This is a genomic window from Sphingobacterium zeae (genome assembly GCF_030818895.1).
Lineage (GTDB): Bacteria > Bacteroidota > Bacteroidia > Sphingobacteriales > Sphingobacteriaceae > Sphingobacterium > Sphingobacterium zeae.
This window is the reverse complement of the sequence record NZ_JAUTBA010000001.1, coordinates 3,001,909-3,027,288: the sequence shown is the minus strand read 5'-3', so window position 1 is coordinate 3,027,288 and position 25,380 is coordinate 3,001,909. Positions and strand designations below refer to the sequence as shown.

General features: G+C 39.0%; 23 protein-coding genes, 1 tRNA gene and 1 pseudogene. 16 read left to right on the top strand and 9 right to left on the bottom strand.

The window, feature by feature from the left end; genetic code table 11:
• Positions 1-5: 5 nt before the first annotated feature.
• From QE382_RS12645 to QE382_RS12635, 3 genes are all read right to left on the bottom strand, one after another.
• Entirely contained in the window at positions 6-1,796 is a 1,791-nt protein-coding gene (locus tag QE382_RS12645; RefSeq protein WP_307186205.1) for an ABC transporter ATP-binding protein, read from the bottom strand.
• 318 nt (positions 1,797-2,114) lie between these two features.
• Positions 2,115-2,909 carry a S1/P1 nuclease gene (locus QE382_RS12640; protein WP_307186204.1) on the bottom strand — a complete coding sequence of 265 codons (795 nt, stop codon included), beginning with the start codon at positions 2,907-2,909 and terminating at the stop codon, positions 2,115-2,117.
• Positions 2,910-3,032: 123 nt separating this feature from the next.
• Complete coding sequence (locus tag QE382_RS12635) at positions 3,033-3,494, bottom strand: DUF4268 domain-containing protein (protein WP_307186203.1); 462 nt, start codon at positions 3,492-3,494, stop codon at positions 3,033-3,035.
• Between the two features lie 108 nt (positions 3,495-3,602).
• Between QE382_RS12635 and QE382_RS12630 the strand changes: the two genes are divergently transcribed.
• Positions 3,603-4,133 carry a lipocalin family protein gene (locus QE382_RS12630; protein ID WP_307186202.1) on the top strand — a complete coding sequence of 177 codons (531 nt, stop codon included), beginning with the start codon at positions 3,603-3,605 and terminating at the stop codon, positions 4,131-4,133.
• Here the strand turns inward: QE382_RS12630 and QE382_RS12625 are convergent.
• Entirely contained in the window at positions 4,130-4,435 is a 306-nt protein-coding gene (locus QE382_RS12625) for a hypothetical protein (RefSeq protein WP_307186201.1), read from the bottom strand. The genes QE382_RS12630 and QE382_RS12625 overlap by 4 nt on opposite strands.
• A gap of 139 nt (positions 4,436-4,574) precedes the next feature.
• On the bottom strand, positions 4,575-5,879 hold the full coding sequence (locus QE382_RS12620) for an ammonium transporter (RefSeq protein ID WP_293957664.1): 1,305 nt from the start codon (positions 5,877-5,879) through the stop codon (positions 4,575-4,577).
• 291 nt (positions 5,880-6,170) lie between these two features.
• Here QE382_RS12620 and QE382_RS12615 point away from each other — a divergent pair, with 291 nt between their 5' ends.
• Positions 6,171-7,223, top strand: coding sequence for an outer membrane beta-barrel protein (locus QE382_RS12615; protein ID WP_307186200.1), 1,053 nt, complete (start codon positions 6,171-6,173; stop codon positions 7,221-7,223).
• A 117-nt stretch (positions 7,224-7,340) separates the two neighbouring features.
• Here QE382_RS12615 and QE382_RS12610 read toward each other — a convergent pair whose 3' ends face one another.
• The gene (locus tag QE382_RS12610) at positions 7,341-7,748 is read right to left on the bottom strand and encodes an NUDIX hydrolase (protein ID WP_307186199.1); all 408 of its coding nucleotides are present in this window, start codon (positions 7,746-7,748) and stop codon (positions 7,341-7,343) included.
• Positions 7,749-8,022: 274 nt separating this feature from the next.
• Between QE382_RS12610 and QE382_RS12605 the strand changes: the two genes are divergently transcribed.
• Positions 8,023-9,042 (top strand): L,D-transpeptidase, encoded by a 1,020-nt coding sequence (locus QE382_RS12605; RefSeq protein ID WP_307186198.1) that lies wholly within the window; start codon positions 8,023-8,025, stop codon positions 9,040-9,042.
• Between the two features lie 81 nt (positions 9,043-9,123).
• Positions 9,124-9,882 carry a murein L,D-transpeptidase catalytic domain family protein gene (locus tag QE382_RS12600; RefSeq protein WP_307186197.1) on the top strand — a complete coding sequence of 253 codons (759 nt, stop codon included), beginning with the start codon at positions 9,124-9,126 and terminating at the stop codon, positions 9,880-9,882.
• Positions 9,883-9,950: 68 nt separating this feature from the next.
• Here the strand turns inward: QE382_RS12600 and QE382_RS12595 are convergent, their stop codons facing one another.
• Positions 9,951-10,649, bottom strand: a complete 699-nt coding sequence (locus tag QE382_RS12595; RefSeq protein ID WP_307186196.1) for a carboxylesterase family protein — start codon at positions 10,647-10,649, stop codon at positions 9,951-9,953.
• 243 nt (positions 10,650-10,892) lie between these two features.
• Between QE382_RS12595 and QE382_RS12590 the strand changes: the two genes are divergently transcribed.
• From QE382_RS12590 to gap, 7 genes are all read left to right on the top strand, one after another.
• Positions 10,893-12,098: a metallophosphoesterase family protein gene (locus QE382_RS12590; protein WP_307186195.1), complete on the top strand. Its 1,206-nt coding sequence runs from the start codon at positions 10,893-10,895 to the stop codon at positions 12,096-12,098.
• A gap of 4 nt (positions 12,099-12,102) precedes the next feature.
• Positions 12,103-14,781: an AAA family ATPase gene (locus QE382_RS12585; protein ID WP_307186194.1), complete on the top strand. Its 2,679-nt coding sequence runs from the start codon at positions 12,103-12,105 to the stop codon at positions 14,779-14,781.
• Between the two features lies 1 nt (position 14,782).
• Complete coding sequence (locus tag QE382_RS12580) at positions 14,783-15,145, top strand: SbcC/MukB-like Walker B domain-containing protein (protein ID WP_307188027.1); 363 nt, start codon at positions 14,783-14,785, stop codon at positions 15,143-15,145.
• 79 nt (positions 15,146-15,224) lie between these two features.
• Positions 15,225-15,422: a hypothetical protein gene (locus tag QE382_RS12575; RefSeq protein ID WP_307186193.1), complete on the top strand. Its 198-nt coding sequence runs from the start codon at positions 15,225-15,227 to the stop codon at positions 15,420-15,422.
• 98 nt (positions 15,423-15,520) lie between these two features.
• Positions 15,521-16,615 carry an AI-2E family transporter gene (locus tag QE382_RS12570; protein WP_307186192.1) on the top strand — a complete coding sequence of 365 codons (1,095 nt, stop codon included), beginning with the start codon at positions 15,521-15,523 and terminating at the stop codon, positions 16,613-16,615.
• Between the two features lie 227 nt (positions 16,616-16,842).
• Positions 16,843-17,448: a TlpA family protein disulfide reductase gene (locus QE382_RS12565; RefSeq protein WP_307186191.1), complete on the top strand. Its 606-nt coding sequence runs from the start codon at positions 16,843-16,845 to the stop codon at positions 17,446-17,448.
• A 6-nt stretch (positions 17,449-17,454) separates the two neighbouring features.
• Entirely contained in the window at positions 17,455-18,477 is a 1,023-nt protein-coding gene (gap, locus tag QE382_RS12560; RefSeq protein ID WP_307186190.1) for a type I glyceraldehyde-3-phosphate dehydrogenase, read from the top strand.
• A 102-nt stretch (positions 18,478-18,579) separates the two neighbouring features.
• Here gap and QE382_RS12555 read toward each other — a convergent pair whose 3' ends face one another.
• The gene (locus QE382_RS12555; protein WP_307186189.1) at positions 18,580-19,365 is read right to left on the bottom strand and encodes a TIGR02757 family protein; all 786 of its coding nucleotides are present in this window, start codon (positions 19,363-19,365) and stop codon (positions 18,580-18,582) included.
• A gap of 2 nt (positions 19,366-19,367) precedes the next feature.
• Complete coding sequence (locus QE382_RS12550) at positions 19,368-20,402, bottom strand: quinone-dependent dihydroorotate dehydrogenase (RefSeq protein WP_307186188.1); 1,035 nt, start codon at positions 20,400-20,402, stop codon at positions 19,368-19,370.
• 60 nt (positions 20,403-20,462) lie between these two features.
• Between QE382_RS12550 and QE382_RS12545 the strand changes: the two genes are divergently transcribed.
• The 5 genes and pseudogenes from QE382_RS12545 (at position 20,463) to QE382_RS12525 (ending at position 25,346) form a co-directional block, all read left to right on the top strand.
• Positions 20,463-22,382, top strand: a complete 1,920-nt coding sequence (locus tag QE382_RS12545; protein ID WP_307186187.1) for an ABC-F family ATP-binding cassette domain-containing protein — start codon at positions 20,463-20,465, stop codon at positions 22,380-22,382.
• Between the two features lie 131 nt (positions 22,383-22,513).
• Positions 22,514-22,586 (top strand) — tRNA-Lys (locus QE382_RS12540).
• Between the two features lie 156 nt (positions 22,587-22,742).
• A complete protein-coding gene (locus tag QE382_RS12535; protein WP_307184523.1) occupies positions 22,743-23,096 on the top strand; it encodes an ISAon1 family transposase N-terminal region protein in 354 nt (117 codons plus the stop codon).
• 40 nt (positions 23,097-23,136) lie between these two features.
• A pseudogene (locus QE382_RS12530) lies at positions 23,137-24,072 on the top strand (ISAon1 family transposase).
• 239 nt (positions 24,073-24,311) lie between these two features.
• The gene (locus QE382_RS12525) at positions 24,312-25,346 is read left to right on the top strand and encodes a discoidin domain-containing protein (protein ID WP_307186186.1); all 1,035 of its coding nucleotides are present in this window, start codon (positions 24,312-24,314) and stop codon (positions 25,344-25,346) included.
• The last annotated feature ends 34 nt before the right edge of the window (positions 25,347-25,380 follow it).

Sequence of the window (25,380 nt, the reverse complement as noted above, 5' to 3'; positions counted from 1 at the left end):
AGATTTTATCGTTCGTTAGCCTGCAATGTCTTACTTATTTTACGCAGATTCAAACTATTGGCCATCGCAGAAAAAATAGCGTGATACGGGCCTTTATGCGCATAAAGATCCTCGTGTTTGCCCTTTTCGGCCACGCGACCTTTTTCCATCACAACAATCGCATTGGAATCAATGATCTGAGAGATACTATGAGAAACAATGATTACTGTACGATCCTTCTTTATGGCATCCAGGCTATTCTTGATTTGCTCGGTAGCAATAGCATCTAAATTAGCCGTTGGCTCGTCCAAAAAGATAATTGGAGGATTTTTTAGGAACAGCCGTGCGATGGCTATACGTTGCTGTTGACCACCTGATAAAGATTGCGCATCTGAATCATAACCTTTTGGAAGCTCCATGATCTGTTGATGAATATAGGCTTTCTTAGCGGCTTCTATAATTTCATCTTTTGAGCTCCCAATTTTTCCATATTCAATATTCTCCAAAATCGTTCCCTTAAAAATGTGATTTTTTTGCAATACCATTCCGATTTGTTGACGTAGATAGGTGGTATCATATTTTGCTAAATCCACTCCATCTAAAAAAATATGTCCTTCAGCAGGTTCGTAAAATTTATCCAATAAATTGATAATCGTGCTCTTCCCGGCTCCACTTAGACCGACCAAAGCTGTAATTTCATTCGGTTTGATTTCGAAACTTACATCTTTCAAAGCCACGGTACCGTTTGGATACTCAAAAAACACATTCCTAAGTTCCAAATGCCCTTTAATCTGCGCCGGTCTATAGTCACCTCTGGATTCAATCTGCTCATCGGACTCTAGGATGTCAAAAAAAGACTCCGAATAGATCAATGCATCATTGACCTCGTCATAAATACGATGAAGCTGACGTATTGGCGCAGAAACATTGTTAAACAACATAATATGAAACATGATTGCCCCAATGGTGATCTGCCCCGAAAGCACTAAATACGATGTTAAAACAATAATAATAACAACTGCAATCTGTTCGACAAAATTCTTAATGCTATCATATAGAAAACTAGTTTTCCGAGTGGCCATTTGATTTTCAGTCATTTCGTATTGGATCGTCTCATGCCGCTTGGCCTCTTCCGGTTCGCGAACGAATGATTTGATCACTAGTATCGAATCGATCAAACTAATAATTCGATTATTTTTGGATTCCCGATATTTCCGCATTTGCCGTCTAAATCCGGTCAGTTTTGATGCCTGGGTTTGCCCAATGTACAGGTATAAGGGAATAACAGCAACCCCAACCAAACCTACATATATGTTCGCGTAAAACATACAGATAAGCGCAATAATTGCATTTGCAAATAATGGTAAGATATCAATGAAAAAATTCTGTACCAACCGCGTTAATGAACTGATTCCCGCATCTATCCGAGTGGCCAATTTGCCGCTTTCATTATCTGAAGAGGTGTAGAATGCTAATTTATACGTCAAGATCCGATTGACAATAGATTGAGAAAAATCCCTTGCGATATAAATACGAAGTTTCTCACCATAAAATTTCTGACCAAACTGAACAATCGCGTAGATAATCTCTTTAGCCAGCAGAATGATACTGATCATTCCAACGATATACATCCCCTTGGACAGAGGCTCTTTGGCGACCATCAAATCGTTAATTCGATCGACGGTATAGCGTAAGATAAAAGCATTGATTTGCGCTGCAAAAGATCCCACGACAGTCAAAAGTAAGGTGTAAAAGATCAATCGCCGATAAGGTTTGGCAAATGGTACAATTTTTTTAAGCAATTGGGAAATAGTCATCAAACTTTGATTTATTACCAATAAAACAAATGATCTTTGGGCATTGTTTAAATCTAAACATAAAAACCATTTTTCGGGCTTCAAAAGGTAGCATTTGCCAAGAAAAAAGAGGCTGTATTAAAAGTCTATCTCTTCAACTTGGTAACAAATAACTTTTTAAGTTTTATGAAGCTTACATAAAAAAAGACCAAATTCTAGCTGATTTTGGTCTTTTTTTGGAATTAATCCGTTGAAGCTGTCTCGCTAAATCAATTCAGATGTCTACTCGAAATTTGTTTACTATACAGCCTTTGTTCTATAAAATTTATAAGCGATATCTTAACCAAAGATCCGATTTAAGACTTTAGCCAAGCGTAAGCCACCTTTCAACATACATTGTTCCATCACATCTTTATTTTGATAAACATACGAATAGGATAAATTGGCATTATTTGCTACATCAGCATAAATTTTTTCTGCTAATTGGTTGGATTCATAGAGCCAATTTGAAAGCTCTCCAGCAGCCAATTGTTCGTTTCGCTCTTTACTATTTACATCGAGCACTGTTGCGTACTCCGTATAGCTATATTTTTCGTTATCCACTAAGTCACTGTCCCATACACGGTGGATATTCGATTTTTTTCCGAACCAGCTTACTTCAATCTTATTTCCCCCCTGATCTTCAGCACGGCTTACATGCATGGGTTGATGCGCATCCCCCAAAATATGGATCAAAAAATAAAGATTTTGCTTCTGCTGATCCATAGCGATAGTCTTATCAGCAAAAGACTGTTCGATACGGATAGCAGTCTTATACAAATTTTCATCGGCAGAGTGTTCAAGCCCCAACTGGAACTCTGCCCAAGGTAAATTGGAATTTAAATTGATAAAATGTGAATTGCCCAATTTTTTAAATTCGGGATTAGGATCCGACTTAATGAAGTCACCCCAATTGGCCCAATAAGCAAGCTTTTGCTGACCAATAATTTTTCCGATATTCTTTTTCGCTTTTTTAGTCAAATGACGTTCTGCAATTTCAGCGACTACACGATGTCCGATCGTTCCCCAAGCAAATACCGATGAAAGCTGAAAACACAAAGTCAACGCGAGTAAACACTTAATAATTTTTCTCATTGAATAGTTGTTTTAAATGATGCGGTTTTTCCTTCTCAAATTAACTTCCAGCGTAATTTAGCCGATTTTTAAAATGTTAATTTGAATTTGTATTAAACCCATCTTTGTATAATTAAATTAAAATTATTTAAATAAATCGAACGCATATTTTGCGGATGACCAAAATTCATCCAGCGCAATTATTCGGGGCTTAAAAAAAGAAATAAGTTCGGCCCAATCCACTTCTCTAAAAATACTATGTCCTTGCATCGTGGTATAAATCTGACAAATTGGCTTTCCATATTCATCTCTTCCATCCATCTCCCAAATCCACTCCTCTCCGAGCAGATCATGCAGCAAAACTCTAAACTGAAGAAACTGCTCAGCCATCAATGCTCTGATACCCGCATCCGGTTGCGACCATTGTATCGCGATTTTCGCTTCATTTTTATCAGCATCCATTTTAAAATACAAATGCTTAACGCCTGTTTTGTAGTTAATCCAATTTGCTTTTTCGCCATCCGAAGATAAATGTAATGCCATAAACTGACCAAACTTTGTCCAGAACGAATGTTTTAATTGTTTTATCTCTTCCCTTGAATACACCAATACAATTTTTAAGTCAGCAAAATTAATAAAATAGCCCGGTTTCTCTAAACCTTATTGGTATTAAAATTGTTGTTTTACTAACAAATAATTTTGAAAAAAATGAATATGGATAAGAAAAAATCACTCTTGCTTTTGGCCACAGTAGCACTAGGAACAGTCGCATACAATGCCCTGAAACCGGTCATTTCGCGGCCCGATGTTGTCGATCCATTCGATTTGGATAAATATCTTGGAAAGTGGTATGAAATAGCCCGGCTAGACTTTCGTTGGGAAACTGGCTTAAGTCAGGTTTCCGCCGAGTATAGTATGAATAAAAATGGTACGATCCGCGTAAACAATCAGGGATATTCCGAAGAGAAAGGACGATGGAAACAATCTATCGGAAAAGCTAAACTTGTCAACAGTCCGAATGAAGGAGCACTTAAGGTATCTTTCTTTGGCCCGTTTTATAGTGGCTATAATGTTGTGAAAATAACATCGGATTACAAATATGCGCTTATCTTTGGAGAAAATCTCGATTATATGTGGATTTTAGGCAGAGATACAGTTATTCCAGATAAAGTTAGAAATGAGTTTTTAACCTATGCTCTTCAATGTGGCTATAAGACTGGTGATCTTGTATGGACAAAACACTAATTGAAAAGCGGAGCGAGCAACTGGTAATTTAATGTTGCGTCCTGTGCAATAACGTCTGCAATTTCTTGAAGGTCTTTGTCACTGATGACATTTCTGATTCCTGCGTTGTAAAGGTTAGCCAAAAACAAAGCTGCCTCACGCTTTTCACTTATTGTAAGAATAGAACTCCCAACGTAGAAATTTAACGCCGATACTGCATATTCGCCAAACAGATTGAATCCAAAATCTCCGTTTGTCTGTATGCAATAACGCATCATTTTTTCAAAATCAGAACGCAATGTTTCTTTCGTATCCGTGCTCATACTTTCACTTTTAGAAATTTTTGCTTGATATACTGCATTTATGTGAATTTGGGCAAAAGTGCAAAAAATATCCCAAACAATACAGCTGCTAAGCAAAAGATTGTTTGGGATAAGATATAAACGGTGTACTGTATCTTAATTACAAGGCTTCGGCATGTTGGGTCACATCCAAACCAAGTTCTTCGTCCGTTTCTTCCACACGAAGCGGAGCAATAAGGTCAGTAATTTTTAATAAAACCAATGAGCCGACGAAAGCAAAAAATGACACGGCAAATAAAGCGACCATATGGACAAAGAATAATTTGGTTTCGCCAAAAAACAGTCCGTTGTCTACCACCACTGGGTTGATGTTATGATGTGCAAATACACCTGTAAGTACCATACCCACCATACCGCCTACTCCGTGACAAGGGAATACATCCAATGTATCATCAATACTCGTTTTACTTCTGAGGTAAACAACAAGGTTGCTGACCAATGCGCCAACCAGACCAATAATCATTGCGTGTGGGATGCTGACAAAGCCGGCTGCCGGAGTAATCGCTACCAACCCAACCACAGCACCGATACATGCACCCATTGCAGAAGGTTTCTTTCCGCGGATAATATCAACAAATATCCACGCCATAGCTGCCATAGCCGAGGCAGTAGTTGTTGTCGCAAAAGCATAAGCCGCTAAGGAATTTGCGCCTCCTGCAGAACCTGCGTTGAATCCAAACCAGCCAAACCACAATAAAGCAGTACCTAATATCACATAACTGATACGTGCAGGGTTATGGACTTGTATTTTGCGTCCTTTTAAGTAGATTGCTGCCGCTAATGCTGCCCAGCCGGCCGACATATGCACGACAGTACCACCGGCGAAATCAAGAACGCCAAACTTGGCTAAAATTCCCTCTGGATGCCAAGTTGCGTGTGCTAATGGCATATAGATAAAGATGCTAAAAAGAATAATAAATAGCATAAATGAATTGAAGCGAATACGTTCTGCAAAAGCACCAGTGATTAGCGCCGGTGTGATAATCGCAAATTTCAGCTGGAACATAGCGAATAAAACCAAAGGTATAGTTGGTAGCGCTCCCCATGCAACATTTCCCAATGTACCTTTCATCATAAAAAATGTACGTGGATCGCCCACAATGCCACCGATATCGTCACCGAAAGCTAAGCTGAAACCAACGATGACCCAAAGAATTGTCATCAGGCACATACAAATGAAACTTTGCATCATGGTTGATATCACATTTTTTTTGCTAACCATACCACCATAAAAAAATGCAAGTCCCGGTGTCATAATCAGCACCAATGCAGAAGAAGTTAATAACCAGGCTGTGTCCCCTGTATCAAATTCTGCCTTATTCAGATCAGACAAGTCAATTGAAGGAAATACAAGTCCTAATACTCCTAAAAGAACTAGAACAATAAGTGGAATAATTTTTTTCATGTGTTTAAACTGATTAGTGTTTATTATTACTTTAATAAAATTGTTGAAAAAATACAAAAACAAAACAAAAACCTATTATCATTTATATTTTTATCAAATATAAAGTCTTTTTATTAAAAAAATACTATGAAAATATATTTTTTATGATTTTTTTTATATAATTTCACAATAACAAAGACAAAAACCATTATTAAACCACAAAAAAAACAATTTATAAGCCTCAGAAAGTAGAAATTATAAAATCAAAACAGAAAAAAACACCAAACAAATCAAACTTAAACCTCCAAAAGCATGAAAAAACTTCTTACAACAGTAATTTTATCTGTATTTCTTATAAATACAGCGATATCACAAGAAGAAAACAAAGAAAAGGGAATCGAAATATCTGGTTCTGTCGACACCTATTGGAAATATGACTTCCAAAACAAACCAAATATTAACACCTATTTTACAGAAGACAACAATTCCGTTTCCATCGGAATGGTAGATTTAGCTGTTAAAAAGAAGTTTAAAAAGGCTTCATTTGTAGGTGAGTTATCTTTTGGACCTCGCGGTCAATATCGCTCTATCATGAATGGAGACGGTCAAGCTGGTGATGATAAAAATAGCTTTCACATACAAAATCTCTATGTAGGCTACGACCTCACTGAAAAACTTAATCTTACTGCAGGTTTTATGGGAACATTTGTAGGCTTTGAAGTGATATCTCCCACCTACAATTTTCATTATTCAACATCTTATCTTTTTGGTGCAGGACCTTTTCAAGATGCGGGACTGAAAGCAACGTATAGTTTCTCAGACAAAGTGGCTTTGATGGTCGGAATATTCAACGACTGGAACGTCTACCAAGATATGAACGGTGTGTCGCACGTAGGTTCCCAGCTAGCTTACACACCCAATGATAAAAGTAGCTTTTATCTTAACTTTCTCACTGGATCCTCAGCAGGCGGAAAAACAAATTACAGTTCAGGAACTTTGGTTGACCTCGTTGCTAACTATGATTTCACACCCAAATTTTTCCTTGGTTTAAATGCAACAAATTATAAAAAGAGAGATGGTGGCGGATATTCGGGCGTCGCTCTCTATCCAAGAGTTCACTTTTCGGAAAATTTTGGATTAGGATTACGTGAAGAATTTTTCCAAACACATAAGGAAGAGGAGAATGGTATCCCAAGTGCTAATATTCTAGCTACAACATTAACAGCAGAATACAGTTATCACGGCTTCAAATTTATCCCAGAGATCAGAATTGATAAAGGAAGTACAGAAAGATTCATTAAAAATGATTTAAGTCCAACGAAATCTGCCGGACAATTTCTATTAGCCTGCGTCTACAGTTTCTAAAAAGAATATTCATCAAAAAATAAATGAGCGGAATTCAGCTGGAGCTCCGCTCTTTTATTTTAGCCGGACAGCTATCCAAAAATATGGACAATGTAACATTAAATCATTCCTTTAAATTTACAGCTTTCCAGACAGCCAACGGGGAACAACAAACTCTGCCGCCAGGTGCGCTAGCTTAAAACTTTGCCAATTGTCCTGTTCGATCCAAACCACCTCTACCAGCTCTTCATAAGCTTGAAAAGACTGAGTCGCCATCAATTTAATCACGTAAATATTACCCTCTACCAGTGTACTTACCTCATTTACGGCACATGCTGTATGGCTACCTAAAAATTCTAAATCCTTTTCAAGGACATCGAACCGTAGCTCTTCGCGAAGCTCACGAATCAATGTTTCCTCCTGACTCTCTCCCGGCGTTGCCTTACCTCCGGGTAACTGGAAATAAGTGGAGCCTTTTTTTCGAACCATCAACAAATCACCATTCGGATTGAGGATTGCCGCCGAACAAATAACAATTTTATCCATATCGTGTATTTCAACTTACAAAACTAGGGTTTTTATTGCTCATGAAAAACATGTATCTCTTTAACCTGACTTTCATTAAGTCAGCAATTGAACAGGTTCAGGTCGATTTAGCACTCAAAAAAGACAATAGTCATTCGTTCCCATCACGTTATTTAAAAACACCTATGATTGACAATATTCACATAAAGTGTTCTTATTCAACCACAATAAAATTGCAAATCACCAACAATTTATCTATGTTTAAACCATAAAGCAATAATTTATAAATCCATATATGAGTCCAAGATTAGCATGTCTAGTACTAAGTCTAATTTTCCTGTTGACTGGATGCCAACAGGGTAAAAAAGATAGAACAAAGCCGCAACCGCCCAATAGGCAACAAAAAAAAGAGGTTCCTGAAAAGTTAAATGAAAAACCAAAGCTAATCACAGTCGAAGATATAATTATCAAAAAAGAGCTGCAGTATAAAAAATATACCTTGGAAGATACCTATCCTTATAAGGCTACTACACGAACTTTCCAATGGCACAAAATTAAAGAACGCTTAGCATTTGTTACGAATTTTCAACAAACTCCGTCGCTATACGCTGTACTTCAAAACTATCAAAATGAGAAAGGTGAAGCGCCAACAATTCAGGGCTACAAACGGGACTCTTATAAACGGGTTTCTGACAGCTTTAATGTGGAGCGTTATCAGGCCGCACCACTCTATGATCTAACCACCAATCAAGCGGTGCGTTATGGGCGCGATGGTTGGCTGGTCCGTGTGCAGGGACCCGACAGCCTAGACAGGATTCCGGTCGAAGGTATTTCGTTTGAAGGGAAATACAGGGTGCCAAAGCGTTATCTTAAAATTATTCGCGACACGATTGAATTTAAATTCGTTACAATTGTAGATATTAAAAACCAAAATATCTGTACATTGGAAAAAGCTGGATATGAATGGATCGTCAGAAGCATGAATCCAGCAACCAGTGGGCGACATAAGCCTCCGCATGCCCAGGAAACTCCTACTGGTCTTTTTGTGGTGCAAGAACATAAATCGAAGATGTTTTATTACAAAGATGGAACCAAAATTTACGGCGGATTTGCGCCTTATGCCACCCGGTTTACCGCAGGTGCATATATACACGGTATTCCTGTAAATGACCCAAATGGCAATATCATCGAATATAGCGAAACTCTTGGAACTATTCCAAAGTCACACATGTGCGTCAGAAATGCGTCATCTCATGCTCAATTTGTCTATAAACGGTCAAAAGACTTTTCGTCACTCGTTATAGTTATTGATTAACAATATTTAACATTCTGTAAATCAAATATGTATTAATTTTAATTATTACTTTTGTAAACATCTATACAGAAAAGGAGTAGAATGGGAAATACGTTTATGTTTCTTTTGATGGCACTGAATACAGCACTTTCATCACAAGAAGAATTAAAAACAACACAACAAGAAGCCAGCAAGCATCGTATAAACGTGGAGCGTCAACGTACAGAAGTTGATTCCTTATACGATGAAATGAACCTAGCTCAAGTATTACAATACGAAGCGTTTCGTCAAGCAATGGAAGGTAGGAAAGCCCTTCCTATCCACAATAAAGATATTATGACGGTCATCGATTTCTCGCTGGCGTCCACTGAAAAGAGGCTAGTAGTGTTAGATCTTGCGCAAAAAAAGGTACTGTTTAATACGTTAGTGTCGCATGGGAAAAATAGCGGCGAGAATTACGCGGTAAATTTTTCAAATCAACAGGAATCACTCAAAAGTTCCTTAGGTTTCTTTACGACTGAAAATACATACAATGGTGAGAACGGCTATTCATTGGTACTGAATGGTCTTGAGAAAGGGATAAATGATAATGCCAAAGCGAGATATGTCGTGATGCATGGTGCAGATTATTGTAGCAATGGAACAATAGCGAGTTTAGGTAGACTCGGAAAAAGTTACGGCTGTCCTGCCGTGCCGAGAGAATTTGCAGTCCCTATCATTAATACCATCAAAGATGGCACATTATTGTTTATTTACGCAGATAACGCTGACTATTTAAGCAAAACTCACCTGATCCATCAACCGAATATGCTGATGGCCCAGTTTCAAAAAAGGCAGCCTACATTTAACAATGAGGGTTAATAAAAAAAACCTGATGGTGACTCATCAGGTTTTTTTATTCAAAGCAGTTATGCCGGCTGACAAGTCCCTCAAGACTTATGCCTTTTCCTAAATTTCAACATCCAATTGTAAATTGCATCGTCGTGAAATAATCGTTCTACACTTCCATGTGTACCTCCTTTTATTACATTCAAACTCACATTAGCATCTGGATCTTCTTTTTTTATAGCCCGCATAATCTTTTTAGATTCTGAAATTGGAACCGCCCGATCGGCCGTACCATGGTGCAACCAAATGGGCACTTGAGTCAAGTTGGACGCATACTCACTCGATCCACCACCACATATGGCCACAGCTGCCGCTACCCTTTCCGGATATTTACCAGCCACATCCATAGTACCGTATCCCCCCATACTCATCCCACATACATAAATACGGTCCGGATCAGCATTATAATGTCCGATGACATAGTCCACAATTTCCATTACTTTATCTGCATCCCAGCCACCCTTTGACTGTGGAGCAACAATAATCCCTGGAACTTCCTGCCCCTTATTGATAGCATAAAGGATACCATAGCGCTTTACACGATCCAAATTTGTACCGGAAAGACTCCTCCCATGAAGAAATACAAAAACAGGTTGCTTCTCCGTATCGGAAGAATCGGGTCCAGAATTTTTCAATAAAAAAGGATAGGTCGTTTCTCCTCTAATCGCCTGTACTTCCTGCGCATTTACACGCATCAATAGCATACAGAAAAAACATAGGTATAAATAAACTCTTCGCATACTTGATGTATATAAAATTTAGCTTAATTTGGAGCATTAAAAATACAATTAAATGATTTTTGACCACCGTATTTAACAAGTTTTAACATTTTCAGCACGATGCAGTTTACGCAAACTATCGCTAAATAGCTAAATCTAAAGTCACGAACGAGCAGTAATTTATACGATTCCATCCAATTATAATTGGATTTCAGATCAAATTTATCTTAGTTTGTAACTGTTGACGCAAATCGAAGCTCTTACATGAAAATATTACATACCGCCGATTGGCACCTTGGAAAGCGACTGGAAAGCTTCTCTCGAATAGAAGAACAGGTCCTGGTGATGGATGAGATCGTTCAGATCGCCGATCAGGAAAATGTCGACCTAGTGATCATCGCCGGAGATCTATTTGATGCTTTTAACCCGGGCGTCGAAGCAATTGAGCTGTTCTATAAAACAATCAAACGTCTTAGCAAGGATGGCATGCGTCCTGTAATTGCTATTGCTGGCAATCATGACTCACCACATTTGGTTGATGCTCCTGATCCGTTGGCAAGGGCATCCGGTATCATCTTAATCGGCCATCCGCGCGCCATCGTTTCTCCTTTTGCTACGGAAGGCTTCGCCGTCGTACATGCAGATAAAGGTATTATCATCTTAAAATTACCTCATTATGAGCATCCGATTCGAGTCCTTCATACCGCTTATGCGAATGAGATCCGCTTAAAACAATATTTAGGCGAAGATAAAGAAAGTAAGTTAAATGAGGTTTTGTCTTCCGAATGGAAAAAAATTGCCGAGACCTATTGCGATGGGAAAGGCATTAATATCCTCATTGCCCATCTTTATATGAATAAGTTGGGTCGTCCACTTTTGGAAGAACCGGATGGTGAAAAGCCGGTCAAAATAGGAAATGCAGACTTAATCTATTCACAAGCTATTCCGGAACAAGTCCAATATACCGCACTAGGACATCTACATGGTTATCAAAATATAGGCTCTCCAGAGAAACCAGTTATCTATGCATCATCTCCCCTATGCTATAGTTTTTCAGAGGCTGGAAAAACCAAATTTGTAGCGCTAGTAGATATATCGCCCAATACGCAGGCAGCCGTCACCCCAATTCCACTGACACAAGGTAAACCATTATTTAGAAAAACATTTGAGGATATTGAAAGTTGCATTTCCTGGCTAGAAGCAAATCCAGACGCCTTGGTAGAATTGACATTGAAATCCGACACCTTTTTAAAAGCAGAAGAGCGAAAGCGGATCTATCAGGCGCATTCAGGAATAATCTATTTGATCCCAGTGGTTAAACAGCCGGATGGCGAATCTATAGACACCAAAGAAATCAATCTTAAGCAAGACATATCGGCATTGTTTCAAGATTATTTCAAATCCAGAAATGCTAATCAAGCGCCCAGTGATGATATCCTTGATCTATTTCGCGAAATTTTAAATTCTTAATTGCATGATTCCGTTAAAGCTCATATTAGAGGGGATCTATTCCTATCAGGATCGCCAGACGATCGATTTTACCGCACTTCTCGAAGCTGGACTTTTTGGTATTTTCGGCGCAGTGGGCTCTGGTAAATCGTCCATATTAGAAGCGATTACTTATGCGTTATATGGTGAAACAGAACGTTTGAATGCACGCGACAAACGTGGATATAACATGATGAATCTGAAGTCGAACAAGTCATATATCGAACTTGATTTTGTCAACTTTGAAGGGCGCACATTTAGAGTTACTCGCGAATTTAAACGGAACTCCAAAAACTTCGATGACGTAAAATCGCCAACGGTCGTGCTCTATGAAAAATTAAATGATACATGGGTTCCATTGGAAAGCAGCAATACACAACGAATTATAGGACTAAGCTATGAAAACTTCAAAAGAACAATCATCATTCCACAAGGACAATTCAAGGAATTTATAGAACTTGGCGCCAGGGAACGCACCGATATGATGAAAGAGATTTTTCAATTGCATCGGTTCGACCTACAGGATAAAGTTTCCACGCTATATAAGAAAAATCAATCCGAATTAGATCACTTGAATGGTCAATTATCTGGATTTGAGGAGATCACTTCAGACCTTGTATCAGCCACCAGCGCAAAGTTACAGGTTGAACTTCAGTCTTTCGCATCTATAGAATCTTCACATAAATTACAGCATGAAAAATTCATGCATCTGCAAAAACTTAAAGCGGATTTCCTTGAATTGAACCAGATCAAATTACGCTACGAAGAATTACTTGAACAGAAAGGACCAAAGGAGAGTTTAAGGCTACAATTAAGCCAGTTTGAGGAGGCGCAAGCCAAATTTTTACACAGCCTCAGATCCAAAGAAAAATTAGATCTTGATAAGGGATCAACGCAAAGAAAATTGGCGAACGCCGAAGTAAAAAAAGCAGAAATACAACAGCTTATACAGCAACACCAATCCCGGATAAATGTGTTAAAACCGAAATATGAACTACTGCCGCAACGCCGTATTCAGGAATTGGATCTTGAATTGATAAAGCAATTGATTACATTTTCCAAGGAAATTAAAGGCTTGCAAGATCGCGCAGAAAAAGGCCGCCACTTTGTCTCAGAAGCAAAAAAACAACAAACACATTATAAAGCAAAAATCCAGGGGACTGAAAGTGAGATTTTAAATTTAAAGCGTGCTAAACCTTCGCCGCATGAATTGATGGAATTAGGCCAATGGTATACTAGACAACAGGGCATACAACAACAAGAGAACGATCTTAATAGGCAATTGGTCGATTTAGAAAACAATGCCAGCGACATCAGACAAGAATTACAGAATTTCAGCGGCAACCTGGAGGAATTTCAATCAACCCATGCCCATGTTGTTCAGGAATTGGAACAAAAACTCAATAAGCTACAGGACGAAAAGGCCCACCTGCTATTACAGCAGCGGCTAACCCAATATGCTAAAAATTTGAAAGAAGGGTCGCCTTGCCCCCTATGTGGTGCAATTGAACATCCTATGGTCAACCATGGGCAGGATATTTCGCTAGAAATCCTTGCTCATGAAAAATTGATGACCGACACAACTGAACTCCTAAAACTAAAACAGAATCAAAAATTCCAAGTGGAGAAACTTGTTCTTCGTTTGCAATCATTGACAGATCAAAAACATGAACTAAATACAAAAATTCAATTGCATCAGTCCATAAAAACGGCCCATATCAATGAATTTGTATGGACAGGCTATAGCAGTACAGATGAATCGATCTATGCTTCCAAAAAACAGGAGCTTTCCAAAATTGACACCCTAATCCAGGCCCTCGAAAATCAGCTTGCAAACGATCAGACTGCTTTAGCGTCTGTAGAGGAAAATCTGGAGAAATACAACAAAGCCCTGGGACAATTTGAACGCGACGAAGTAAGCAAGGAAGCACAGATCAATCAAAATATTGGCAATCTAAAACTCCTCAGCTGGTTCGATTACCAATCGAAAGACGCCCAAACTGTAGAAGAAGAATATAACGCGATCAAAACCTCAAATGTTACGGTAGAAAAAGAGTTTGTTTCGATAAACGATAAGTTAAGCGAGTTAAAGAGTCAGTTCGCAGGGCAAAACAGTGTGGTGAATGCCATTTTGGAACGACTCCAAACAATTGAAATTGAAATTCTGGAAGTTGACAACACGTTGCAGCAGCATCTTTTAGCTTCGCCGTTTAATGCGATCGAGGAGGTTAAGCAGATACTCGCCCAAAACTTGCCTGTACAGCAGATCCGACTTGAGCTGGAGCAGTTTCAAATTGATTTTGAATCTGTAAAGGCGCAGATTGCTCAACTGGAACATAAGCTCGTTGACCAAGTGTACGAGGAAACAATCTTTATTGAACAGGAAAAGGCGTTGAAAGAAAGCGCTCAACAATTGAAAGAAAGTACTGAAAATGTTGCCAAGCTGAGGCAGGAGCTCAATCAATTGATGATTTCTTACGATAAAAAAGAAATTCTTCTGCAACAACAAATGAAGTTAAACTTACGTAATGAAAATTTGAAACAGCTTTTCAATCTATTTAAAGGAGCTGGTTTTGTACAGTATGTTTCTTCAATTTATCTACGTCAATTGTGCGATCACGCCAATATCCGTTTTCACCGTATGACGCGAAAACTACCAACTTAGTCTGCAGATAAACGAAAACAATGAATTTGAGATTATAGATTATTTGAATGAAGGGAAGAGCCGTAGTGTAAAAACCTTATCCGGAGGTCAGGCTTTTCAAGTATCGCTAAGCTTGGCGCTCGCGCTCGCGGAGAGCGTGCAGTCGAGTACGAAAGCAAGCAAAAACTTTTTCTTTATTGATGAAGGTTTTGGCACACAAGACAACGCTTCAATCAATATTGTTTTTGAAACCCTGTTAGAGCTACGCCGCGAAAATCGTATTGTAGGAATCATTTCTCATGTTGAGGAGCTTAAAGAAAGAATTCCGATATCCCTTTCCATAGAAAGGGATGAAGAGCACGGTAGTCAAATTTTTATTAATTAAGATCAAAAGTTATTTTGTATATTAGTTGTTGCGGTCATATCCGTTACAAAAAGGCCGCAATAACCAAAAAACAAAGATTATGGGCTTATTTTCAAACAGCAAAAAAGGGAAAGGGTCTCATCCTTTTTTTCATAAGGGAAGCAAAACGAACAGCAATGCTATCCAGTCTGGAAGCGGTTCCGATTCCCCTAACATTCAACAGTGCATGCTATTTATCAAGCACTATGATATCCTGACGATCTTAAGAGATATTCTTATGCCGCACAACCAAAACTAAGATTCAAAAAAAAGTATAATTGAGCATTATAAAACTTTTCTAAAGAAATATTGTCATACGATAAAACAGGTCAAAAAGACAGTATATTTGTCAACTATATGAAATACAAACAAATCAACAATAATTCCATTAATCAAATTATGCTTATCCTTATCATACTAGCGATATGCATATTGATCTTTACGAGCTTATTTTATTATTTACCAGGTTTTTTGGGGGCGATAACGCTGTATATTCTATTTAGAAAAATCAACTATAAGCTTACCGAAGAAAAAAGGTGGAATAAGTCGGCGGCAAGTATTCTATTAATCTTACTGACAATTGTTTTTTTAGTTGGCCCGCTTTATCTGCTAATCAACTACATGGTGCCCCAGGTTACAGATGTCGTTAGCAACAAAGACCAACTGATGCAGAAATTTGATTCTGTAAAGAGCTATTTAAAATCCAGTCCCTACTTCAGTAATATTGACCTTTCAGATTCTGCATTGATGCAAACACTCCAGCGAGCTGCTAAATTTATACCCAATATCCTTAACTCCGTCGCAGAAGTTGGCGTCAATTTACTTGTTGCATTATTTGTACTTTATTTTATGCTTGTAAGCAGCAAGAAGCTGGAAGAAACAATCTATAACGCCATTCCTTTTACCAAAGCAAGTAAGGCTGAGTTATGGAAAGAGTTCGACATGATGGTGAAATCCAATGCTATTGGTATTCCAATTTTAGCCATGTGTCAAGGTATTGTTGCCGGGCTTGGCTATTGGTTTTTTGGACTCGAAAGTCCTATATTCCTAGGAATATTAACGGCTGTCTCCACAATAATTCCAATCTTGGGAACAATGGTGGTCTATTTACCAGCCGCACTATTTCTACTCGCCAACGGACAATCCGGAAGTGCTATAGGCCTTGCTTTGTATGGAATCATTATTATAGGGAGTATAGATAATGTTCTCCGCTTTACCATTTTAAAAAAGCTGGGTGATGTACACCCCCTAATTACGGTATTTGGTGTATTACTTGGTCTAAATTTGTTCGGTATGCTGGGACTAATATTTGGTCCTTTAATTCTATCCTGTGTCGGTGTACTTCTCAAAGTTTACAGTATCGAATTCGGAAAAAGCACACCTGAAATTATTCAGTCAACATCCCTAATAGCACCTGAGTCCATAGATGAGAAACCGAATATCATCGAATAAGCAAGTCTAAACGATTGAAGTAGGTCTATTGAAATGTATCTAACGATCAAACTGGATATCCAGTAAACTGTCATAAATAAAATTGTAAGGTATAAAATCCGCTTTTTTTCATAGTTTTGGTTCGTTAATGTATTTGAGTATTGCTGATTTTATTTAAAAATCTAATTTTGGATGCAAACGAAAGAAAAATCAAATCATTGATACTGATTTAAAAGCAAATGTATTCTATGAACAAAAAAATAGTCTTAGGATTAACAGCGGTATTCGTGGCTGGAATCCTATACTCATGCGGCGATAATAACAAATCAAAATCTGAGGGTACAACAATGCCCACACAGGAGGTTGCTTCAGAAAACCACGACCATGCGGGACATGATCACGGGCAGAAGGCTCCTACCCAATCTTCCGAACCAGCTGGAATTCTACCTAATTTTACGTTTTATCAACTTCGTTCCGGGATAAGAGTTACAAACGATAATGTTGCCAAAGATAAAAATACGGTATTTATCCTTTTTGATCCAGGCTGTAGCCATTGTCAGCATGAGGCTGTCGAGTTAGAAAAAAACATGGATCGTTTAAAGGATGTCAATATATATTATATCTCCATGAATGACCCGGCTTTAGTATTGGGCTTTTTTGACAGTTTTGCTCCAAAATTATCCAAAGCATCGAATGTTGAAGTATTGATCGATAAAGATCAGACATTTATTCAAAAAATCCATGTGCCGACACAATTCCCTGCGAATTATGTTTATGGAGCAGATGGAAAACTGAAAGCACATTGGGAGGGCGAAAAAAATATCAACGAAGCAATAAGCCAATTTCATAAATAATCTGAAATGCTCAACATAGCAATCAACGGATTCGGCCGTATCGGCAGAAATACATTGCGTAATATTTTTCTTCGCGGAGCTTCTGATGAGATAAAGATCGTTGCAATAAATGATTTGACAGATACAAAGACGCTTGCCCATTTATTTAAATATGATTCGGTGCACGGCCCTTTTCATGGCACTGTGTGCCACGATGAAAATCACATTATTATCAATGGCAGAGCAATCCGCGTTACTAATGAAAAAGATCCTTCGATGCTCCCGTGGAGAGAATTAGGTATCGATGTTGTGATAGAATCAACAGGGCATTTTACGACACGTGCCAAGTCAGCTTTACATTTAGAAGCAGGTGCAAAGAAAGTCATTATCTCGGCACCGGCACAAGACAAGGATATTCCGACAGTAGTGCTCGGTATTAATGATCAGACTATCGATCTTTCGGCATCCATTTTATCCAATGCCTCTTGCACGACTAATAATGTTGCTCCCTTAGTAAAAATTTTAGATGACCATTGGGGCATAAAAGATGGCTATATCACTACGGTGCACTCCATGACAGGCGATCAAAATCTTCATGATGCACCACATAAAGATTTACGGAGAGCGCGGGCGGCGTCATCTGCAATCATTCCAACAACAACAGGTGCAGCTAAAGCTATCACCAACGTTTTTCCACATTTACAGAATAAGCTCGGTGGCGCTGGAATACGCGTTCCTGTCCTGAATGGCTCATTAACTGACTTCACCTGTACACTTGAAAAGCAAACCACAGTTGAAGAAATTAATAAGGCCTTTCAATGGGCAGCAAAAAATGAATTGAAGGAAGTGCTGTATTACACAGAAGATCCAATCGTTTCCGTTGACATCATCAATAACCCTTATTCCTGTGTTTTTGATGCCCAGCTCACTTCTATTGTTGGGGGATTGGTCAAGGTGGTAGGTTGGTACGATAATGAATTTGGTTATTCCAATCGATTGGTTGATTTACTGATTAAGATTGATCATTTAAGTGAAAAATCTTTTGCCTAAATGAACTACTTTCCGCTACGGCGATGAAAGACAGCAATTCTGATTTATTTGATTAGAAGTGGCATATAATAAGAAAGCCTGTATTTTGTACAGGCTTTTTTATTATAGTTCCCTTTCTACTCCCAGACCGAATAAGGCAAAATCATATTTGACGGGATCCAGAGGATCAAGTAAACGTAAGTTTGCTGTTAACTCCTGCGCTGTCTTCCAATTGACTTTATGAAGTGTAATTAAACCAAATTTGCGCGCCACACGCTCCACATGAACATCGCAAGGGCAGATCAGATCTTTTGGTGAAAGGCGATTCCAGATACCAAAATCCACACCTTTGTTATCCTGTCTAACCATCCAGCGTAAAAACATATTAATCCTTTTAACAGTGGATTTCTGTGCGGGGCTACTAATATGTTTACGTGTACGCGCAGGATAATCTGGCAGTGAAAAAAAATACGTTTTAAAGGTATTAAGAGCCAGTTCCAGATCAATCTCCTTTCTGTTCTCCTGACCTACCAGAAAAGCATCTTCCAAAGATTCAAAATGACGATAATGGTAGTTAAAGAACGCAACGAAATATAGAATATCGGTGTCATTAAACGTGCGATGCTTAAATCCCAATAAACTTTTTAGATCCTGTTCTTGATGATTCATGATGTAATCATATGGCTGACCATCCATTCGAACGATGAGCTCTTTGCATTTATTGATAATCGTCCTCCTTTGGCCCCAAGCCATTATTGAGGCCAGGAAACCCATGATCTCAATATCCTGCTTGGCAGAAAATTGATGTGGAATAACTATCGGATCATTGGGTATAAAATTAGGTTGGTTATATTCCTCAACTTTCTTATCCAAAAAATCTTTCAGATCAAAATCAGCTGCTACCGTCATTATTACCTTCCTGTCTGGAGTATACCCTTACAGATACTGGCAATCAAACCAGGCCCTTCATAAATAAAGCCAGTGTAAACCTGAACAAGGCTTGCACCTGCATCTAATTTTTCAATGGCATCTTTAGCCGAATGAATCCCACCAACACCAATAATTGGAAAAGCCTTATTCGATTTTTGACTTAGGTACCGAATAACTTCCGTAGACCTTTTGGTCAAAGGACGTCCGCTCACTCCCCCTGCTTCTTGCGTTAATGCCGTTGCACTCTTCAATCCATCTCTTGAGACGGTGGTATTGGTTGCAATAACGCCAGCAATCTGCGTCTCCATAACAATCTCCACGATATCATCCAATTGACTATTTGTTAAATCAGGAGCAATTTTAAGTAGAATAGGCTTCGGAGTTAATTTGCTATTATTCAATCCCTGTAAAGTATTCAGGATGTGTTTTAGCGGTTCCTTTTCCTGTAAATCGCGTAGACCAGGCGTATTGGGAGAACTGACGTTGACGACAAAATAATCCACATGGTCAAATAGTGCATTGAAACAATAGATATAATCATTAACGGCGTCTTCATTAGGCGTAAGCTTATTCTTCCCGATATTCCCACCTATCAATACCCCCTTACGATCTGTCAAGTTTTTTAATCTATTTGCAGCGACATCAGCCCCCTGATTATTGAATCCCATCCTATTGATCAGCGCCTCGTCCGGTACCAGACGAAACATTCTAGGTTTATCATTACCGGGTTGCGGTTTAGGAGTTACTGTTCCAATCTCAATAAAACCAAATCCCAAATTAGCCATATCAGCGATATACTCCGCATTCTTATCAAATCCTGCTGCAAGACCTACTGGATTTTTAAACTTCAATCCAAAAACTTCGCGCTCCAAACGTGGATCTTCGACTGTAAAAAAAGCATTCAATAATTGTTTTGCACCCCAAATTTTTGAGAAAACATTTAATCCTCCGGTCACTTTGTGGTGAGCCGTCTCGGGATTCATTGTAAAGAATATTGGCTTGACTAATTTATACATAATCGCAAAGTTACTCAAACAAGAAGAAATATTCATTACTTTTGTACTTTTGCAGTTGAAATGATATCAATAAATAATTTAACATTTGAAATAGGATCTCGCGCCCTATATGATGAAGCAAACTGGCATATCAAACCAGGAGATAAAGTTGGCCTGATCGGCGCTAATGGTACAGGTAAATCTACTTTGCTTCGGCTTATTGTAGGTCAATACACACCGACATCAGGATCGATTTCTATGGCGAAGGATCTGAAGATTGGCTATTTAAACCAGGATTTATTATCATACCATTCTGATAAAAGCATTTTGCATGTTGCAATGGAAGCTTTCGAACGCCAAAATCAATTACATACCGAAATCGAAGAGTTACTTGGTAAATTAGAAACAGACTACTCCGATGATATTCTAAATAAGTTGAGTGATAAACAGGTAGAATTCGAAGCGCTAGATGGGTATAACATTGAATTCAAAGCTCATGAAATTCTAGCGGGTCTTGGCTTTTCTGAAGCAGAGCAAAAAAGACCGCTAGCTACGTTCTCCGGGGGTTGGCGAATGCGGGTCATGCTAGCCCGTATCCTTTTACAGACTCCGGATATTTTATTGCTCGATGAGCCTACCAACCACATGGACCTACCTTCAATTAAATGGCTTGAAAACTATCTTCAGGCGTTCGATGGTGCCATTGTGATTGTTTCCCATGATAGGTATTTCCTGGACCGTATCATTAAGAAAACGGTCGAATCGCGTAAAGGGAAATTAACACTTTATGCGGGTAACTACAGTTTTTACCTTGAAGAAAAAGAACTACGAAATGAACTTCAGGCGAATCAATTTAAAAACCAACAGGCAAAAATAAAACAGGAAGAACGCTTAATTGAGCGCTTTCGAGCCAAGGCATCGAAAGCAAAAATGGCTCAGTCACGCATCAAGGCTTTGGATCGCTTGGAAAGAATAGACGACGTGGATGATGATAATCCAACGGTAAACTTTAGTTTTAAATTTTCAAAACCTTCCGGCCGTCATGTCGTTACTTTGGAAAATATCTCCAAATCCTACCCTAACCTAGAGATATTGAGAAACACCTCAGCAATTATTGAAAAGGGTGATAAAATCGCTTTGATTGGTGCCAATGGTAAAGGTAAATCGACACTATTACGCATTGTAGCTGACGCGGATCACGAGTTTGAAGGAAAGGCAGAGCAAGGCCATAATGTGTCGCAAACATTTTTTGCGCAACACCAGCTTGAGGCCTTACACCTGGAGAATTCCATCCTTGCCGAATTACAAGCCTTTGCACCAAAACATACAGAGACTGAATTACGTTCTATCCTAGGATGCTTCCTTTTTACAGGGGATGATGCCTTCAAGAAAATTAAAGTCCTTTCTGGAGGCGAAAAATCACGTGTTGCGCTTGCTAAAGCATTAACGGCAGATGCCAACTTCTTGGCACTCGATGAGCCCACCAACCATTTGGATATGCAGTCGGTCAACATTCTGATCCAGGCTTTACAACAATACGAAGGAACCTTTATTGTCGTATCCCACGACCGTTATTTCTTGGATAATGTCGCGAATAAAATCTGGTACATAGAAGATAAACAAATCAAAGAATACCCCGGAACGTACCAGGAATATGAAGAATGGGCGGCAAAACGGATTGTCAAACCTGACGGTAAGACGGAAAAGAAAGCAAAGGAAGAACCGAAAGCAAAGAAAGAAAAGCAACCGCTTACGGAAGATAAAACGCGTTTATTAAGCAAAAAGAATAAAGAACTTACATCATTTGAACAAAAAATAGAAGAACAGGAAATTTTAGTCAAAACGTTAGAGTCAAAGCTTGCCGATGAAGCTGTTTATTCGGATGCCGCTAAATTACAGGACACTACGCGCTCATACAACTCGGCGAAAGCATTATTGATACAATTTCAGGAAAGCTGGGAACAGTTGGCAGAAGAAATCATGGATTTGGAAAACGATTAATTTTTTCGACTTAAAATCAGGTTATTATCTGTTTAAACGTGATTTTAAGCCAAAAATATTTGCAGGAATAGGATTAAAGCCCTACTTTTGCATCACTTCAAACAACGAACAATAGTTCTAAAACGAAGTACGATTCCGTAGCTCAGCTGGTAGAGCAATACACTTTTAATGTATGGGTCCTGGGTTCGAATCCCAGCGGGATCACAGACAAAAGCTAATCTTTCGATTAGCTTTTGTTGTTTCAATACTTAAACACTCGAAATTTAAGTCGGTCGGGTTGGAATAATAAAAGGATCAAGTTGAAAGTTTGGGGGGAATGTCAAAAATTTCTTAGTTTAGCGTTTTTAATACAGATATCTCTTGGAAGAAGCGGAACGTAAATTACTGTCTCTATTGATGCCCGAAGGGCTTTTGGAATACTTTCAGATTTTAGCAGTCGATCAGGTTGACAATCAGCTCCACATTTATTTAGATGAGCTTAATATTGCACCGACAGGCTATGAGAACAGCAAGTTGGAGTCAAAGGGCTTCATTCCTTCCACTGAGATTTCAGACTTTCCCATTCGAGGTCAGAAAGTTACGCTACATATCCGCCGCCGTCGATGGACAGTCCTTGATACCGGAGAGATCATCACAAGAAATTGGAACCTAGTACGTGAGGGTGCTCGAATGACTACGGAATTCGGGCTTTTTTTAAAGAAGATATTTGGATAACCATCCTGTAAGTGCCCAACTGGTAGGATTATTCTTCCAGATGGACGGTAAACAGCTACAGGATCAATACAAGAACCATCTCAGTGATTTCCATGACTGGAACCAGAAGGCGCATGCCGAGAGCTGGACATTGTTTGCAGAAAACATCTCCGAACAGCTAAGCATTGATGAGACCAGCTTTAGTAACGGTGAACTTTACACGATCATAAGCAGTAAGTCGGCTAAAGGCCGAAAAGGGACTATTCTGGCAACTATCAAGGGAACAAAGGCCGAAGATATTATCACTGTTCTTGAATGGATTCCCCTGCGCTCAAGGAATAAGGTAAAAGAAGTGACCATGGATATGGCGCCGAACATGGCTAAGGCAATCCGTAGATGTTTCAGGAATGCTAGACGTGTAGTCGATCGCTTCCATGTCCAAAAGCTTGCATATGATGCCGTGCAGGAACTCCGTATCAAATATCGATGGGAAGTCTTGGATGCAGAAAGCAAGAAAATAATGGAATTGCGAAAACGAGGTATTCCATATGAGCCCGAGTTGTTACCTAATGGTGATACGCTCAAACAGCTATTAGCTAGATCGAGATACCTGCTGTTCCAGCATTCAAGCCGATGGTCAGAAAGCCAAAAACGCCGTGCAGAACTGCTGTTTATCAGGTTCCCCAAGTTAAAACAGGCTTATGATCTTGGAATTGCCTTAGGTGATATCTTCAATAAATGCAGCGATAAAAAAGTTGCTTTCACAAAGTTAGGATTGTGGCACAACCAGGTTTAGAACGCGGGTATTGCTTCATTCGAGAGTGTCGCAAGATCCATTGCAGCGCATCATCAATACATTCTTCACTACTTTGACAATAGAAGCACCAATGCATCCGCAGAGTCCTTCAATGCAAAACTCAAAGCTTTCAGGAGCGTATTCCGCGGCGTAAGAGACACCACATTTTTCCTATATAGGGTAATGAAATTGTATGCTTAAAAATGATTACCCCCCCAAACTTTCGGTATGATCCTAATAAAAAAGATAGGGCTAGAATTTGCTGAACGACTCGACTTCAAAACTTTCAACAGACTTCAGCGAAAAGGAATAATTGCAAATAGCAATGAAAGAAAAGCGAGCATAACCTCATTATTATTCCGACTTACAACACCGATCCTGCAAATCCTGGCGGCCCGCCATTCTACGGTACCGGCACCAGTTGTTATGCATTGGACTATGTGAATCTTGACGCTAAAAATTTGGGAATTGGCGGCGATATTGGGTGGAAGGCAACGGTATGGATTGGTGGTATGATTCACGAATTGGGTCATGGCTTGAATGCCAGCCACAACAGAATGAATAAGACATTGGCACCAACTTTAGGTACAGCTTTAATGGGATCAGGAAATTCCACTTATGGAATCTCAACAACCTCCCTCACAAGCAGCACTGCGGCGACATTTAATAATAGTCAAGTATTCAGTTCTGTGACTAGAAGTGATTGGTATGCATCTGCATCAGCAGAAATTATATCTTTGTCTTCGAGCTTTACAAACAATACAATTATCATATCCGGAAAATTTACAGCGAACAAGCCTGTCAATGATATTGTTGTTTGGCATGATAGAGAACCCTTCGGTGGAAACAACGATTATGATGCCGTGCAGTGGGCAACAAAAATCATCGGTCAGGATAGCTTTAGATTCGAATGTCCACTCGCTGATTTTTATGACCTCACAGGAAATTATGAAATGAGAATTGGCTTTATGCACATCAACGGTGTTCGTACAACCATACGTTACGCCTATAACTTTAACAACAATATCCCCGATCTATCCAAAGTTGTTACTTACAAACTATTGCCGACGACAGGCTGGTCCATCGTCGGAAGTGATAGCAATGAGCCTGGATCAACAGCAAGTAATGTCCTGGATATGAACCGAAGCACTGTCTGGCATACGCCATGGTCATCAACACAAACACCTCAACCACATTTCTTCTCCGTGAATATGGGAGATCTACGCACCATTAAGGGGCTTGCATTTCGTAATCGCGATAATTTAAATGGAGCAATGAAAGATGTCAATATCTATTCAAGTGCAAACGGTACGAGCTGGACCCTAATCAAAACGGCACAATTGACAAAAGTTTCAGGTTCTTGGATTAATGTCGATCTCAACGCATCCATTAGCACGCGTTATCTTAAAATAGAATCTACCAGCTCTTGGGGCGATTTCTTCTATTCGCATCTTGCTGATTTTGGGGCGTATTAAGAATGGCTGAAAAATTACCATCACAAGATTAATT

Excerpts from the sequence above, each read along its gene's own strand:
- QE382_RS12565 (WP_307186191.1), top strand. The coding sequence starts at position 16,843 with ATGAACAAAAAAATAGTCTTAGGATTAACAGCGGTATTCGTGGCTGGA.
- QE382_RS12590 (WP_307186195.1), top strand. The coding sequence starts at position 10,893 with ATGAAAATATTACATACCGCCGATTGGCACCTTGGAAAGCGACTGGAA.
- QE382_RS12545 (WP_307186187.1), top strand. The coding sequence starts at position 20,463 with ATGATATCAATAAATAATTTAACATTTGAAATAGGATCTCGCGCCCTA.
- QE382_RS12620 (WP_293957664.1), bottom strand. The coding sequence starts at position 5,879 with ATGAAAAAAATTATTCCACTTATTGTTCTAGTTCTTTTAGGAGTATTA.
- QE382_RS12630 (WP_307186202.1), top strand. The coding sequence starts at position 3,603 with ATGGATAAGAAAAAATCACTCTTGCTTTTGGCCACAGTAGCACTAGGA.
- QE382_RS12550 (WP_307186188.1), bottom strand. The coding sequence starts at position 20,402 with ATGTATAAATTAGTCAAGCCAATATTCTTTACAATGAATCCCGAGACG.
- gap (WP_307186190.1), top strand. The coding sequence starts at position 17,455 with ATGCTCAACATAGCAATCAACGGATTCGGCCGTATCGGCAGAAATACA.
- QE382_RS12585 (WP_307186194.1), top strand. The coding sequence starts at position 12,103 with ATGATTCCGTTAAAGCTCATATTAGAGGGGATCTATTCCTATCAGGAT.
- QE382_RS12610 (WP_307186199.1), bottom strand. The coding sequence starts at position 7,748 with ATGGATAAAATTGTTATTTGTTCGGCGGCAATCCTCAATCCGAATGGT.
- QE382_RS12575 (WP_307186193.1), top strand. The coding sequence starts at position 15,225 with ATGGGCTTATTTTCAAACAGCAAAAAAGGGAAAGGGTCTCATCCTTTT.
- QE382_RS12625 (WP_307186201.1), bottom strand. The coding sequence starts at position 4,435 with ATGAGCACGGATACGAAAGAAACATTGCGTTCTGATTTTGAAAAAATG.
- QE382_RS12600 (WP_307186197.1), top strand. The coding sequence starts at position 9,124 with ATGGGAAATACGTTTATGTTTCTTTTGATGGCACTGAATACAGCACTT.
- QE382_RS12640 (WP_307186204.1), bottom strand. The coding sequence starts at position 2,909 with ATGAGAAAAATTATTAAGTGTTTACTCGCGTTGACTTTGTGTTTTCAG.
- QE382_RS12570 (WP_307186192.1), top strand. The coding sequence starts at position 15,521 with ATGAAATACAAACAAATCAACAATAATTCCATTAATCAAATTATGCTT.
- QE382_RS12595 (WP_307186196.1), bottom strand. The coding sequence starts at position 10,649 with ATGCGAAGAGTTTATTTATACCTATGTTTTTTCTGTATGCTATTGATG.
- QE382_RS12555 (WP_307186189.1), bottom strand. The coding sequence starts at position 19,365 with ATGACGGTAGCAGCTGATTTTGATCTGAAAGATTTTTTGGATAAGAAA.
- QE382_RS12645 (WP_307186205.1), bottom strand. The coding sequence starts at position 1,796 with ATGACTATTTCCCAATTGCTTAAAAAAATTGTACCATTTGCCAAACCT.
- QE382_RS12605 (WP_307186198.1), top strand. The coding sequence starts at position 8,023 with ATGAGTCCAAGATTAGCATGTCTAGTACTAAGTCTAATTTTCCTGTTG.
- QE382_RS12615 (WP_307186200.1), top strand. The coding sequence starts at position 6,171 with ATGAAAAAACTTCTTACAACAGTAATTTTATCTGTATTTCTTATAAAT.